This window comes from Salinibacterium sp. SWN167, from assembly GCF_015864665.1.
Classification (GTDB): domain Bacteria; phylum Actinomycetota; class Actinomycetes; order Actinomycetales; family Microbacteriaceae; genus Rhodoglobus.
Genome location: NZ_JADYWU010000002.1, coordinates 617,324 through 630,449, shown reverse-complemented (window position 1 = coordinate 630,449; position 13,126 = coordinate 617,324). Strand labels below are relative to the sequence as shown.

Genomic DNA, 13,126 nt, shown 5'->3' with positions numbered 1-13,126 from the left:
AACTCCTGGGGGAGGGATCAGATGGCAGAGCACGTAATCCTGTTTGCCGGGCCAATGGGCGCCGGCAAGACCTCCGCTATTCGCGCCCTCAGCGAGATCGATGTCGTCAGCACGGAGGCCGCAAATAGCGACCGAACCGTTGCCGACAAGCCCACCACCACGGTGGCTCTCGACTACGGCGAAATCGGCATCAACGAGGCCGAGAAAGTTCGCTTGTATGGCGTTCCCGGTCAACGTCGATTCGACTTCATGTGGACGATTCTCGCCGAACGCGCCGAGGGCGTACTGCTGCTGGTGAATGCGGATGCCGACAACCCTGTCGAGACCGCGATCGAATACGTCAAAGAATTCTTCGCCCTCTACGAGCGCGGCGGAATTGTGATCGGTCTCACGCGGGCCGACCTCGTGCCCCGCGCGCTGATCGAGGAATACGCCAACGCTCTTGCCGATGAAATGCCTGACGTGATGATCCCGGTACTAACCGTGGATGCTCGCTCTCAGGAAGAGATGATGACGCTCCTCATGACGCTCATCGCCAACATCGAGCTCAAGCAAGCCGTCGCCGACAGTATCGGTGTCGGCGTCGGTTCCGGTGGACGGAGGGCACGATGACTCTCGCTCCCCACCTCGACTCCAAGTACATCGTCCGAGGCGAACTTGCCTTAGGCGGACTTCGTGATCTAGCACCGTCACTTCGCTACGCATCCCTTCTAACAGAAGACGGATTCAGCGTTGTTTCGGTAGCCGGTAAAGAATTTGACAGCGATCGATTCGCGAGCATGGCCAGTTCCACTCAGGCCCTCGCCGATGCTGTCGCTAGAGAATTGCAACTCGGAGATAACGAGTTTGTGATCGTCGCGGCCGCTCATGGCCACGTCGTGCAAGTGCGAGTCGACGACCACCCGCTGGTACTCGCAGCCCTCTTCACCGACAAAGAAACCATCGGCATATCGTTGACCGCCGCGCGCCGAACCGCGCGAAGGCTCAACACCTTATTGATGGCGAACTAAGAACAAACCGAAAACCCGAAGGCCCCGAACTACCTGCAGAACCCGAACTACTCGCACAACCCGCACACGCAGTACCTGAGCAAGCACTACCCGAAACACCCGCAGTAGGACCAGGAACTACGAACAGAATGCGATCACTCGTCTAACCCGCAGATCACATTCTGACTCGAGGATTTTTACCCCAAGCACGACCGCGATGCACCCTCGGCACCGCACACCAATTCACGCAGGAGGCGTGAAGATGACTACATACACAACCAACATCCCCGCCGGCTGGTACCCCGACCCGCTTGGCCTCCCCCAGCTGCGCTGGTGGGACAACCACACGTGGACTGACCAGATCTCTGGAGCACGCGCACCGCTGGTGCACCAGCTGGTCGATGTCGACTTTGCCGACCCCACCGACGACGAGCGCGAAGATTCCGTTCAGCCCGCCACCGCAACGACGCCGATCACGCGCGAAACGACACCTGAGCCGACGTTGGCCAGCACGCTCCGTCAGCTTGAGGCGCCACTGCCCGAGCAAGCAGTTGACTCCGCAATCGCCGGCGACCCCACCGTCGGGTTCGTCGGAGAAACAGCCGAAGATGACTTCGACCAGTCAATTCTCGCTTCTGAGTGGGCGCAGGTTGCGGAAGCAATCAAGATTGCGTCCAGCAGCGCGCAGCCGACTGTTTTGTCAATCACCTCATCCAGCTTCCCGATGCTCGTGATCGATGTGAACGAGCGCGCCTACTGGTGGAAAGCTGAAATCACCGACTTCCCGACACATCCCGTGAGCATCAACGTGCGTAGTCACATTCGTGAAGAAGTGATCATGCCAACGGGTGCCGGTTTCGACCTCAACCCGCTGTTGTGGATGATCGGCACCACCGGCTACGCTCACACCCCCGCGCCGTGGCTCACCGATGGCGCGCGCTACCGCCTGCGTCGCTGGCCGAACATCACGAATCTTCCGCACGATGCCGACCAGCTGCGCATGACCTCAATCCTGAGCCACGCACCGCTCTCGGCTAAAGAACTTTCAGCAATTGCTGAAACTCTGCCCCATGAGGCACACTCGCTCCTGGCAGCGCTGAGCCTCATGAACATCCTGCGCATCCTGCCCGGTGCCAGCGAAGACGAAACTGACACTCCGGCACCAAAACCGGCACCTCAGGGCCTCTTCGCCCGCCTCCGCGGACGCCACAAGCGCTAAGAACTTCAGCCGAGAGGGTGGGCATATTGCCCGGCTCACCCCTCGGCTGAATAATCCTTGATTTCGGATGCCGCTGGCTTAGAGTGTCGGCATGACTTCGTTTTCGTCGCCCTCGTCACGTTTCGCGCGGTGGGCTGCCGCCGCCTATCTCAGCGCTGGACTTCTGGGCGCTAATCAGCTTCTCTGGGGCTTTTACGGCCTCGGGGCTCCCGCCGTGCTCGATTTCCCGGTCGCGGTTACCGTGATCGGTGCAGCGGTCGGCGCATTCGCGATCGCGCTGCTCATCTTCGGGATCGTCATGACGTGGTTTTCTATTCGTGCGCGAGCCGCCACTGCCCAGCCCGCTGAGCCACCGCACGAAACAGCAGCCCACGTCGACGAGACAACCACTCATGAGGTGCTCGGAAACACCACGCTGGACTTCCGAACCCGACTGTTGATCGGCGTAGCTACGGTTGTGGCGATGATTACCATCGTTGCTATCGGCATCGTAAATATTTACGTGTGGAACCCGCTCGCGAAAGTTCCGGAACTCTCACTTGATGAAATTTATGCAGCCATGGATGCCGCGGGGGAACTCCAAGCCGACGTCTTTTCGTGGATTTGGGCCATCTTCTGGCCCCTCGCGGCAGTGGTGTTCACCGCCATCACGACGTCACGAATATTTGCCAACATTGTTACTCTGCGCGGGATGCTCGCTGCGAGCCTCGCGCTCCTGAGCGCCGCGATCTTCTTCCAGTGGTTCGCTGGCTTCTCCATGGGAATGGGGCTGGCCGACACCTTTGCGATCGGAGGTGGGGATGCGTCAAGCCCCGGCATGCTTCTGGGCATCTTCGGCCAACTCTGCATCGTCGCCGCGCTCTTCCTCGCCATCACCCCGAAACGCACAAACGCGGGCCGCCTGCCGGAGCAGACGACCCGCGTCGTTACGAACTAGCTAGCTTTCGCTGAGCGTCTTAGCTGTGAACCGCAGCGAGGGTGCGGCGGTCTTCGAGCAGCTGTGGCCAGAGCTTGCGGCGGTCGCGCACGACGAAGCCACGCGCAATGAAGCGGTCTTTGCCATCGAAGCGCGGGGCGTACATCGAACGACCGTGCATGGCGCGCAGGTTGTCGAGCATCAACAGGTCGCCCGGCTGCAGCACGTGAGCGTCGCGGTGCTCAATGTAGGTCTCGACGACCTTGCCGAGCAGACGCTGAGCTTCAGCGGTGATGCCGTGCATGAGGTCTTGGTCAACGAGGATGTACGGGTCGTCCTCTGGACCGGTGATGATTGGGAACGGGCCACGAACGGCATCCGGGCGAGGAATGTATGGCTGGAACGACTCGTCGATCGTGGTTGCCCACAGTGGCTGGCGCAGCTTGGCAACCTCTTCAGGAGTCATCTGCGCAACAAGCTTGCGACCCGAGAACGCATACGTCTTCGCGTTCTCGTCACCGCGAAGGGCACCGAGGATCACGTAGTCAGGCTTGAAGTCAGAGAAGCACTGCTCGGTGTGAGCTTCGAGCTCCACCTTCGAGCCCTGCGACTGCTGAGTTACAGCAAGCTTCGGGTTGGGGACCATGTCTTGGATAAGGTGACCATTGCCCTCAGCCTCGTAGGCAACCATGCTGCCGAGGAGGTGAGCAAGCATGCCCATTTCCTTAGCGAAGATGGTGCCGGCGCCCAGGCCGCTCTTGTTGTCGAGCGGGGTGTCCGTGAGGTCTTCGTCGACGTACAGACCACGCACAACCATGATGCCGGCTTCAGAACCGACTTCAGCAAAATTCAAAACAGCCGCACGGACCTCTTCAGGCAAACTGAACGCTGCAGCGAGAGCCTGGCGACCGAAGTCATCCGGGTTCTCATTAGGGTGCGCAGTAATGCGCTCGGCAGCGGTACGGATCGCTTCGGCAGTGGCCGAGTCGAGGGTGAACAGGCTCGATTGGAGCTCGTGAACGGTAATGTCGCTCTCCTTGCTTCGTGCGATGCGCTAGCTGTGGCTCACAGGGCTCTTGGAAGGCGCAATCGCGGACGTCGTCTCCATAGGGAAGACACTTCATAAATTACACCCTCCACCTCCATTAACACGAGGATGGCGGGGCCGACGGGGCCGTGCACAGCAAAGTTGAAGCAATCCCATAGGCGCAAACACAGTCGTCCGAGTCGCGATAAGATTATCCGGCCAGCGGGAGTGGTGAAATTGGTATACACGCAGGATTTAGGTTCCTGTGCTTTCGAGCGTGCGGGTTCAAGTCCCGCCTTCCGCACCAAATAGAGCACTCCGTGTAGTGCTCACTCAAACAGCGACTACCGTCTTGCCGATGGCTCCGCCGGTCTCGACGAGCGCATGGGCGGCCCGCAGCTGTTCCGCGTTGAGCGGGCTGAAGGTGCGCGTGAGCGTAGTGCGGATGCGTCCGGCATCCATCAGAGCTGCAACCTCAGTGAGCAACTCGTGCTGCAGCACCATGTCGGCGGTGTGCTGAGCGGAGCGGGTGAACATGAGTTCCCAGTGCCAGCTGAGGGCCTTGCCCTTGAGCGAGAGCAAGTCGAGACCAGCCTCGTCATCGATGGCGACGATCTCGCCGAACGGCTTGATGAGCTCGACGATCGCGGGCAGGTTCGTGCCGGTCTGCGAGGTGAACACCCAGTCCACGCCCTCGGGGGCAACCGCAGCAACGTTCGCTGCGAGGTCGCCGCGGTGGTCGACGACGGCATCCGCCCCCATCTCGGTCACCCATGCCCGGGTTTCGTCGCGCGATGCTGTTGCGATTACGCGCACGCCGGTCAATTCCTTGGCGAGTTGAATGAGGATCGACCCCACTCCCCCAGCGGCTCCCAGAACGAGCAAAGTGCCCGTGCTGGCGCGCGTGAGCTTGAGCTTGTGAAAGAGCGCCTCGTAGGCGGTGATGGTCGTCAGTGGCATTGCTGCCGCTTCAGCGTGGCTCAGGCTCGACGGCTTGCGGCCGACGATGCGCTCATCGACCAGGTGCATCCGCGAATAGGTTCCGGGGCGAGTGATGTCTCCCGCGTACCAAACCTCATCGCCCGGCTGGAACAGTGTCACGTCGGGTCCGACAGCGGAAACAACACCGGAGGCATCCCATCCGAGCACACGATCGGCTACTTCTCCGCCAGCCCGCACTTTGACATCAACGGGGTTGACCGAAACTGCAGCAACTTCCACGAGGATGTCGTGGCCGGTTGGTGCGTCAACGGTCAGCTCTGAGTCGACCAGGCTTCCCTCGCTCTCAATCGGTCCGCCGGTGCGAGTGATGACGGCTGGGGCTACTGAGCCGATGCTGAAGGGGGAGAAAGCGGACGTGTTCATGGGGTCCTTTGCGTGATCGCTGGCGTGTGCCACCACGCTAAACCGCTCATAGTGGTGACCCGCAAGGGAGGCAAGTTACCCCGAGGTAAGTGTCTAGACGAGTGCGCGTGCTGCCTCAGTGCGCTGGGCGTGCTCGAGTTGTGACTCGGCCCAGACCCGCAAGGCTTCGAGCGGCACTCCTGCATCCTGGCCGAGTGGGGTCAGGGTGTATTCCACGCGAAGAGGAACCTCCGCGAACACTTCGCGCTCAACGATTCCGTAATCTTCGAGTTTGCGCAGCGTGCTCGTGAGCACCTTCGGCGAAATTCCGTCGAGGTGTCGCTGAAGCTCGCCAAAGCGCATCCGTCCGCCTAACAGGGCCCCGATCACGAGGGCTGACCACTTGCTGGCGACGACATCCAACAAATCACGGCACGGACACGTGGCCGAAAAAACATTGCCCACGTGGAGATGATCGTGATCGGTGCTGTGTTCGAGACTCATGGCGACCCTTCGATAGTTGCTTTCTTAAGGATAGCAGCAGCTCGCGGGTTTCCGCAGAAGCGGGGGTATCCCCCACAGCGAACCCTCTCCAGCACGCGTTACTCTGTGACGTACATCGCTAACGTCGCCGACTACGCGCACCTAGCCGACGATTCTGGAGAAAACCCCTTGGTAGGCACCGCCATCATCCCTTGGCTCGATCCCCAAAACCTGATTACCGGGTTTGGGGCATTCGCGCTGCTGGGCGTGGCATTCATTGTCTTCGCCGAGACCGGGCTGCTCGTTGGATTCTTTCTTCCTGGCGACACGCTGCTTCTCATCACCGGTGTTCTCACCTTTGCCGGCGTCATCGAATACGACATCTGGTGGGTCTGTTTGGCGGTGAGCCTTGCCGCCTTCCTCGGCGGTGAGGTCGGTTATCTCATTGGGCACAAAGTGGGCCCCAAGATCTTTGAACGAAAAGAAACAGGTCTCTTTAGCGTCGAAAACGTCAAACGCACCAACGCTTTCTTCACCCGCTTCGGCGGCCTCGCCGTCATCATGGCGCGCTTCGTGCCGATCGTGCGCACCTTCGCACCGGTCGCGGCGGGCGTTGGCCACATGGACTACCGCAAGTACTCGCTCTACAACGCGATCGGCGCTCTCATCTGGGGCTCCGGGCTCACCTTCGGCGGCTACTTGCTCGGCTACATTCCGTGGCTCAGCGATTTCATCGTCGAGTACATCGACCTGATCCTGCTCGCCGCTGTGACCCTCACGGTGCTACCGACGGCGTACCACTACTTCCGCTCGTCCTACAAAGCGAAAAAGGCGCGCGAAACGGGCCGCGCCGAGGCTCTCGACGATGCCGAAGCAGAAAAGCTAGCCCTGCACCCCAAAGACTTCAACCAAGACTTCGACGACTAGGCCAGCAGTCGCTATTCCTGAGGCGAACGCTTGCGGATGGCGGTCACGGCCTGCTGAGCAGCGCGGCGGACCTCAATGTCTTCGTCTTTCACGAGCTCGGAGATCGCCTCGACGACATCGAGCGAACCGACCGTTCCGAGGGCGCGAGCTGCCGACGCGCGAACGCGGGCAGTGTCGTCTGTCAGGAGCGCCAGAAGCTGCTCGCGAGCGTCGAGTCGTCGAGTAGCAACAACACGCGTTGCCATCTCACGCACCCGCCACGCTTGGTTACTGAGAGCAGCGCGTACGGCATCCGCAGCACTGTCATTCCAGGCGTGCAGTAGCGCGCGCGTTCCCCACAGCTCAGGCCAGTAGAGCACCGGAGCGCCGTCGAGGATGCCCTGAGCATGCTCACCGCCAACAATCAGCAGGAACTCTTTGCCCTCGTTGTTGCCCTCAATGAGAGAGACGGCACGTTCGACAATGACGGCTTCGCCATGGCGTTCGCTCGCGGCCGTAATGCGGGCTGCGATGGGGAGTTCAAGATCTACTGCGTGGGGATCATCATGTTCAGACACGCCTCAACCCTACGTTGTTGCGCTCCACACCGAGACCGCGGTGCAAATACTCGCCGCTGATCGGCAGGCTGCTACTAGTCGCCCAGCAGTTGACGGCGAACGATTGGCATGATCGCGGCGAATGCTTGGGCGCGGTGACTGAGCGCATCCTTCTGGTCAGAAGTAAGGTCTGCGGATGTTCCCGGCTGCCCATCCGGACAGAAAATCGGGTCGTAGCCGAAGCCCTCAGTTCCGCTCCGCTCGGTTGCCACGGTGCCCGGCCAGAGTGCAAGCTCCACGAACTCATGAGATTCGGCTTCGGAGGCACCAGCAGCGACGGCTGTGCCAGCAACACCGGTGGGAACCACAAACGCTGCCGCACAGGCAAACTGGGCGGCGCGGTCATCCCTGCCGACCATGTTTGCCAACAGCAGTTCAAGGTTGTCGACGTCGTTGCGCGTTCCCGCATACCGAGCCGAGTGGATGCCGGGGGCACCACCCAGCGCGTCAACACAGACTCCGGAATCGTCGGCCAACGCCGGCAGCCCAGTGTGGGCAGCGGCGGCCCGCGCTTTGATCAGCGCGTTGGCCTGGAACGTGTCGCCGTCTTCAACCGGTTCGGGCCCGTCGTAGGCGACGAGTTCGAGGCCGTCGAGTGCTGGCCCCAAGATGCGCCGCAGCTCAGCAACTTTGTGGGCGTTGTGGGTGGCGAGAACGATCCGCATTGCTACGCGCCGGTGTGGGTGGTGGCGGTGGTGCGGCCGAGGGTTGCGGCTTGGATCGCCGTGAGCTCTGTGCCACCCGCGAGAGCAAGGTCGAGCAGCGAGTCAAGTTCGCGGCGGTCGAAGGGTGCGCCTTCGGCGGTGCCCTGAACCTCAACGAACAATCCGCGACCGGTAACAACGACGTTCATGTCGGTCTCGGCGCGCACGTCTTCAACATAGGCGAGGTCGAGCATGGGCTCGCCATCGATGATTCCGACGCTCACGGCAGCGAGCGAATCGAAGAGTGCCTTCGAGTTCTTTCCGATGAACTTCTTCTCACGGCCCCACTCGATGGCGTCAGCAAGCGCAATGTAGGCACCAGTGATCGCTGCCGTGCGGGTTCCGCCATCGGCCTGAAGCACGTCACAGTCGATCACGATCGTGTTTTCGCCGAGGGCCTTCATGTCGACAACAGCGCGCAGGCTGCGACCAATCAGGCGCGAGATTTCGTGGGTTCGTCCGCCGACCTTGCCCTTGACTGCTTCGCGGTCCATACGGCTGTTCGTGCTGCGCGGAAGCATCGAGTACTCGGCAGTAACCCAGCCTTTGCCCTTGCCCGCCATCCAGCGCGGAACACCATTGGTGAAGGATGCCGTGCACAGCACCTTGGTCTTACCGAAGGAAATAAGCGCCGAACCCTCAGCCTGGTCGCTCCATCCGCGCTCAATTGTTACTTCGCGCAGTTCGTTGTTTTCGCGGCCATCGTGACGGGTCATGTCTCTACTCTCTATCGGTCTATCGGTCTATCGGTCTATCGGTGAAATCTGGTGTTCGTGAGGGGGCGCTCGCTACGGGAGCTGCGGCAAGTTAATCGCGCCGGTTTCGAAGGTCTCGACGCGCACGATGTTCGGCCCCATGAAGCGGGAAGCCAGACTAGTGAAGCCCTGCTTGTCTGGGCCGGTCGCCTCGAAGGCGTGGCGCGCGGGTTCCGTGGAATCGCGCAGCAGATTATGCGCAACCAGAGTGTTGTAGACGTCGTAGGCAGTTTCTTCTGCACTCGAGACGAGCGTGACATCCCGCCCCATCACGTACTGAATCGCGGCAGAAATGTGCGGGTAGTGGGTGCAGCCGAGCACGAGCGTGTCGATTTCGGCGGCCTTCAGCGGCGCCAAATATTCTTCGGCGACAGCAAGAACTTCGGGCCCGGTTGTGATGCCGGCTTCCACGAACTCCACAAAACGGGGGCAGGACTGCGTGAACAATTCGATGCCGGATGCCGCAGCGAACGCATCTTCGTAAGCACGCGACTTGATGGTGCCCTCGGTGCCAATCACTCCGACGCGACCATTGCGGGTCTGACGCACTGCCGCCCTCGTGGCAGGCTGGATCACTTCGACCACTTCGATGCCGCGCGCCTCGGTGTAGCGCTCACGGGCATCCCGCAGCATCGCAGCCGAGGCCGTGTTGCAGGCGATCACGAGCAACTTCACGCCATCGTCGACGAGGCGATCCATGATTTCGAGGGAATAGCGGCGCACATCGGCAATCGGCTTCGGGCCATAGGGCGAGTGCAGAGTGTCGCCCACATACAGAATCGATTCGTGCGGCAACTGGTCGATAATCGCTCGGGCTACGGTGAGGCCACCGACTCCGGAGTCGAAAACGCCAATAGGTGCATCAGTCACGTCTTCAATCGTAGTGGTGGATGCTCGAACCCTCCCCGACAACGGTGATGGTCTGTCGCGTACGCTGGTCGGGTGAGTACCGCTCTGCTAACAGACCAATACGAGCTGACGATGCTCGACGCCGCGATCGGCAGTGGCCGCCACGAACGCCAGTGCGTGTTCGAAGTGTTTGCCCGCCGCCTTCCCGACAGCCGCCGCTATGGCGTTGTTGCGGGAACCGGACGCCTGCTCGAACTCATCGAAGAATTCCGCTTTGGCGACGACGAGCTCGGGTTCCTAGCGCGCAATGCCATCGTGAGCCCCACGACCATCGACTGGCTCGCCAACTATCGCTTCACTGGCGGTATCAGTGGGTACCGCGAGGGCGACGCGTACTTCCCCGGCTCCCCCGTGCTCACCGTTGAGGGCTCCTTCGCCGAAGCTGTGCTGCTGGAGACACTCGCGCTGAGCGTGTTGAATTACGACTCCGCTGTCGCGTCCGCTGCTGCGCGCATGGTGTCTGCCGCCGACGGGCGACCCATTGCGGAGATGGGATCACGCCGCACCGGCGAACGCTCTGCCGTGGCATCCGCTCGCGCCGCCTACATTGCGGGATTCAGCGCCACGAGCAATCTGGAAGCGGGCCGAAGCTGGGGTGTGCCCACGATGGGAACCGCAGCGCACTCGTTCACGCTGCTGCACGATTCTGAAGAAGAAGCATTCCAGGCACAGGTTGACGCGCTTGGCCCCTCGACCACGCTGCTTGTTGACACCTACGATGTCGAGAATGCGGTCGAGCTGGCCGTGAAGGTCGCCGGCACCGGGTTGGGCGCTGTGCGCATCGACTCTGGTGACCTTGCGATTCAGGTCGCGGCCGTTCGAGCCCAGTTGGATTCACTCGGGGCAACGAAAACCCGCATCACGGTCACCAACGACCTCGACGAGCACGCGATTGCTGCGCTGCGTGCCGCCCCGGTCGATTCATTCGGTGTCGGCACCTCCGTGGTCACCGGTTCAGGTTTCCCCGCCGCAGGGATGGTGTACAAGTTGGTAGCCCATCAGAACGATGCGGGCGAGTGGATTTCTGTCGCCAAGAAGTCGGCGGCGAAAGCCACCATTGGCGGCCACAAGGCGGCGGTGCGCGCGCTCGACAATGGCGTCGCAGCCATGGAACTGATTTATCAAGAGTCTGAAGGCCGACCGGATGTTGAGGGCCGAGATCTCAACGTTGCGCTCATGACGGGCGGCACAGCCGATCAGCAGTGGATCGGCGATGGCGGCACGCTTGCCGCGCGCGATCACTGTGAAACGGCGATGGCGGAGTTGCCGCAGACCGCGTTCCGCTTGTCGCGCGGCGAACCTGTAGTTCCCACGATTTACCGCTAATTGCGGCCGCCGGCGATCGGTTAGTCCTGAGATCTGAGCGCTGAGCGCTGAGCAATTGGCGCTCGATCGCGAAGAAAAGCGGGAGCGTTAGCCCTTCATCTTTTCGTAGACCTCTTTGCAGGTTGGGCAGATGGGGAACTTTTCGGGGTCGCGACCCGGAGTCCAGAGCTTTCCACACAGCGCACGAATCGGCTTGCCCGAGAGCGCCGATTCCATGATCTTGTTTTTGGGTGCGTAGTGAGAGAAGCGCTCGTGGTCGCCCTCTTCGACCTGCTCTTGGTTGAGCAGTTCTTCGAGTTCGCGGTCGAGAGTGTCGGTTCCGCCGCCAGTGATATCGGTGTCAGCCATGAGTCGATTCTACTTCCGTCGCTGCAAGCCGGTGTCTTTGCTTCCGCAAAGGTGGCTTGGGATGTGCTGGATCAGTTCTGTGAGGAGAGTGCGAGCAGTTCGGGGCCGCGGCGCACCATGATTCGTCCGCCCCAGTAGACGCCGATGACGAGCACGACAAGACCGACGGCCAAGCCGACGATGAAGGCTGCCCACTGTGGTTGCAGATCGGTGAAGGGGTTGAAGAATACGACTCCCAAGACCGGCAGGCCGAATAGCACCGTGAATGCGAACGTGAACGATTGCACCGTGGCGGCGTTCGAGACGAGCGCTTGAGGTTGGATGAACGCACCGTGCCCTGGAAGTGGCGCCGCATAAGGGAAGGCGGCTGAGCTGACGCTGGAAACGCCAAGACCCGCAAAGAGTAGGCAGAGGCTGAGCCCGATGAGGCCGGGTAGTGCTTCACCATTACCAACGATAAGTACCGTGAGGATACTGCCGACGACGGCGAGCGGGATGCCCACGAGCAGGTTGGGAACGATGCGCCCCCAGCGGTCGTCGGAGCCACGCGTGTGGGCCGAGACGTGGGTCCAGAGTGCGGTGTTGTCGTGAGCGACGTCGTTGTGGGCACTCCAGCCGAGGAAGAGGCACATGACGGGCACGGGAATCCACGCGATCACGTCGGCTCCGATGCCGCCGACGAGAAGAGCGGCAACCATGCCGATAGGAATGATGGGGATGGCGGCGAGTGCAACGAAGTAGCGTGCATCCCGAGCCCAGTAGCTGAGGCTTCGTGCCGCGATGGCGCCCAATGGGGTCGAGGGCATGAGACGGAACCAGCCGAGGCCCGAACGATATGTTGCGACGGCACTGCGCTCAGGGCGAGAGAGAACGTAGCCCAGCAGGAAGTACCAGCAGGCAGCGAGAACGATCAAAAAGCCGACCGCAATGGCGAGCTTGCCCAGAACGTCGCTGCTGTCTCCCGCTGCTGCGGAAGCCGGCGCGCTGAAGGCAACACCGAGGGGTGTCCATTCCATTACTGCGGCAACGCGGCGGATGGCCGGCAGGACTTGGGATTGGTAGTCGGCGAGAGCGAGCATGACGGCGATCGGCAGCGAGGCAACCACGAGCGCGATCGCGACGATGCCGAACCCTTCGCGCAAGCGTCTGGTGCTCAAGTAGCGGGCCGCGATGAGGCTGGCTAGGCGGGCTCCGACGATGGCCGTGACGAGAACGATGATTCCGGAGAGCACAGCGATAAGGGCGGATGCTGGATGCGCCGACCACGCGATTACTTGAGCGACGGCGAGCCCGGCAAGCATCACCGTGGGGATGCTTGCGGCTCCGGCGAGCAACAGCAGCAGCGCGAGGCGGATGCGAGTGACGGGCAGGTAGGAGAATCTGCGCGGGTCGAGTGCGTCATCCGCATTCCACCCGAGGGGCATCACGAGAAAGCCGAGCAGCGCTGCGGAGCCGAACACGACGAGTGTGGCGCCCGCAACTTCGGGGGTGGTGTTGCGCAGGTCGGCAACGGCGAGGATGGCCATTACGAACAGGACGGCGCTGTAGATCAGCACCAACCCCATTGCGGATGCTACGAGCGG

The 13,126-nt window shown here is 61.5% G+C and carries 15 protein-coding genes and 1 tRNA gene; 7 read left to right on the top strand and 9 right to left on the bottom strand.

Translation table 11 applies throughout. The annotated features are described in order from the left end of the window. Positions 1-21: 21 nt before the first annotated feature. The 4 genes from I6E60_RS12880 to I6E60_RS12865 all read left to right on the top strand — a co-directional run bounded on the left by I6E60_RS12880 (position 22) and on the right by I6E60_RS12865 (position 3,145). A complete protein-coding gene (locus tag I6E60_RS12880) occupies positions 22-612 on the top strand; it encodes an ATP/GTP-binding protein (protein ID WP_197125324.1) in 591 nt (196 codons plus the stop codon). Continuing rightward, positions 609-1,010: a roadblock/LC7 domain-containing protein gene (locus I6E60_RS12875; protein ID WP_197125384.1), complete on the top strand. Its 402-nt coding sequence runs from the start codon at positions 609-611 to the stop codon at positions 1,008-1,010. Before I6E60_RS12880 ends, I6E60_RS12875 begins: the two co-directional genes overlap by 4 nt. Before the next feature lie 241 nt (positions 1,011-1,251). Further along, positions 1,252-2,208, top strand: a complete 957-nt coding sequence (locus I6E60_RS12870; RefSeq protein ID WP_197180707.1) for a DUF2510 domain-containing protein — start codon at positions 1,252-1,254, stop codon at positions 2,206-2,208. 91 nt (positions 2,209-2,299) lie between these two features. Continuing rightward, on the top strand, positions 2,300-3,145 hold the full coding sequence (locus I6E60_RS12865) for a hypothetical protein (RefSeq protein ID WP_197180705.1): 846 nt from the start codon (positions 2,300-2,302) through the stop codon (positions 3,143-3,145). A 19-nt stretch (positions 3,146-3,164) separates the two neighbouring features. Here I6E60_RS12865 and I6E60_RS12860 read toward each other — a convergent pair whose 3' ends face one another. Beyond that, the gene (locus I6E60_RS12860) at positions 3,165-3,977 is read right to left on the bottom strand and encodes a TauD/TfdA family dioxygenase (protein ID WP_231601540.1); all 813 of its coding nucleotides are present in this window, start codon (positions 3,975-3,977) and stop codon (positions 3,165-3,167) included. 396 nt (positions 3,978-4,373) lie between these two features. Between I6E60_RS12860 and I6E60_RS12855 the strand changes: the two genes are divergently transcribed. After that, positions 4,374-4,458 (top strand) — tRNA-Leu (locus I6E60_RS12855). A 26-nt stretch (positions 4,459-4,484) separates the two neighbouring features. On the opposite strand, the gene I6E60_RS12850 is transcribed toward I6E60_RS12855, so the two are convergent. Then, positions 4,485-5,516: a zinc-binding alcohol dehydrogenase family protein gene (locus tag I6E60_RS12850; protein WP_197180703.1), complete on the bottom strand. Its 1,032-nt coding sequence runs from the start codon at positions 5,514-5,516 to the stop codon at positions 4,485-4,487. 93 nt (positions 5,517-5,609) lie between these two features. Continuing rightward, entirely contained in the window at positions 5,610-5,999 is a 390-nt protein-coding gene (locus I6E60_RS12845; protein WP_197125395.1) for a helix-turn-helix domain-containing protein, read from the bottom strand. 168 nt (positions 6,000-6,167) lie between these two features. Here I6E60_RS12845 and I6E60_RS12840 point away from each other — a divergent pair, with 168 nt between their 5' ends. Next, complete coding sequence (locus I6E60_RS12840) at positions 6,168-6,905, top strand: DedA family protein (RefSeq protein WP_197126341.1); 738 nt, start codon at positions 6,168-6,170, stop codon at positions 6,903-6,905. A gap of 11 nt (positions 6,906-6,916) precedes the next feature. Here the strand turns inward: I6E60_RS12840 and I6E60_RS14705 are convergent, their stop codons facing one another. The 4 genes from I6E60_RS14705 to murI form a co-directional block, all read right to left on the bottom strand. Next, positions 6,917-7,462 carry a HEAT repeat domain-containing protein gene (locus tag I6E60_RS14705; protein ID WP_197125397.1) on the bottom strand — a complete coding sequence of 182 codons (546 nt, stop codon included), beginning with the start codon at positions 7,460-7,462 and terminating at the stop codon, positions 6,917-6,919. A gap of 74 nt (positions 7,463-7,536) precedes the next feature. Next, positions 7,537-8,166, bottom strand: a complete 630-nt coding sequence (gene rdgB / locus I6E60_RS12830) for an RdgB/HAM1 family non-canonical purine NTP pyrophosphatase (RefSeq protein ID WP_197180701.1) — start codon at positions 8,164-8,166, stop codon at positions 7,537-7,539. Between the two features lie 2 nt (positions 8,167-8,168). Continuing rightward, positions 8,169-8,921: a ribonuclease PH gene (rph, locus tag I6E60_RS12825; RefSeq protein ID WP_197125400.1), complete on the bottom strand. Its 753-nt coding sequence runs from the start codon at positions 8,919-8,921 to the stop codon at positions 8,169-8,171. 72 nt (positions 8,922-8,993) lie between these two features. Continuing rightward, positions 8,994-9,830 carry a glutamate racemase gene (murI, locus tag I6E60_RS12820; RefSeq protein WP_197180698.1) on the bottom strand — a complete coding sequence of 279 codons (837 nt, stop codon included), beginning with the start codon at positions 9,828-9,830 and terminating at the stop codon, positions 8,994-8,996. Positions 9,831-9,902: 72 nt separating this feature from the next. On the opposite strand from murI, the gene I6E60_RS12815 reads away from it, so the two are divergent. After that, positions 9,903-11,195 (top strand): nicotinate phosphoribosyltransferase, encoded by a 1,293-nt coding sequence (locus I6E60_RS12815; RefSeq protein WP_307841849.1) that lies wholly within the window; start codon positions 9,903-9,905, stop codon positions 11,193-11,195. An 87-nt stretch (positions 11,196-11,282) separates the two neighbouring features. Here I6E60_RS12815 and I6E60_RS12810 read toward each other — a convergent pair whose 3' ends face one another. Both I6E60_RS12810 and I6E60_RS12805 read right to left on the bottom strand, forming a co-directional pair. Further along, on the bottom strand, positions 11,283-11,543 hold the full coding sequence (locus I6E60_RS12810; RefSeq protein ID WP_197125402.1) for a DUF3039 domain-containing protein: 261 nt from the start codon (positions 11,541-11,543) through the stop codon (positions 11,283-11,285). Between the two features lie 71 nt (positions 11,544-11,614). Further along, entirely contained in the window at positions 11,615-13,108 is a 1,494-nt protein-coding gene (locus I6E60_RS12805) for a hypothetical protein (RefSeq protein ID WP_197180696.1), read from the bottom strand. Positions 13,109-13,126 lie beyond the last annotated feature (18 nt).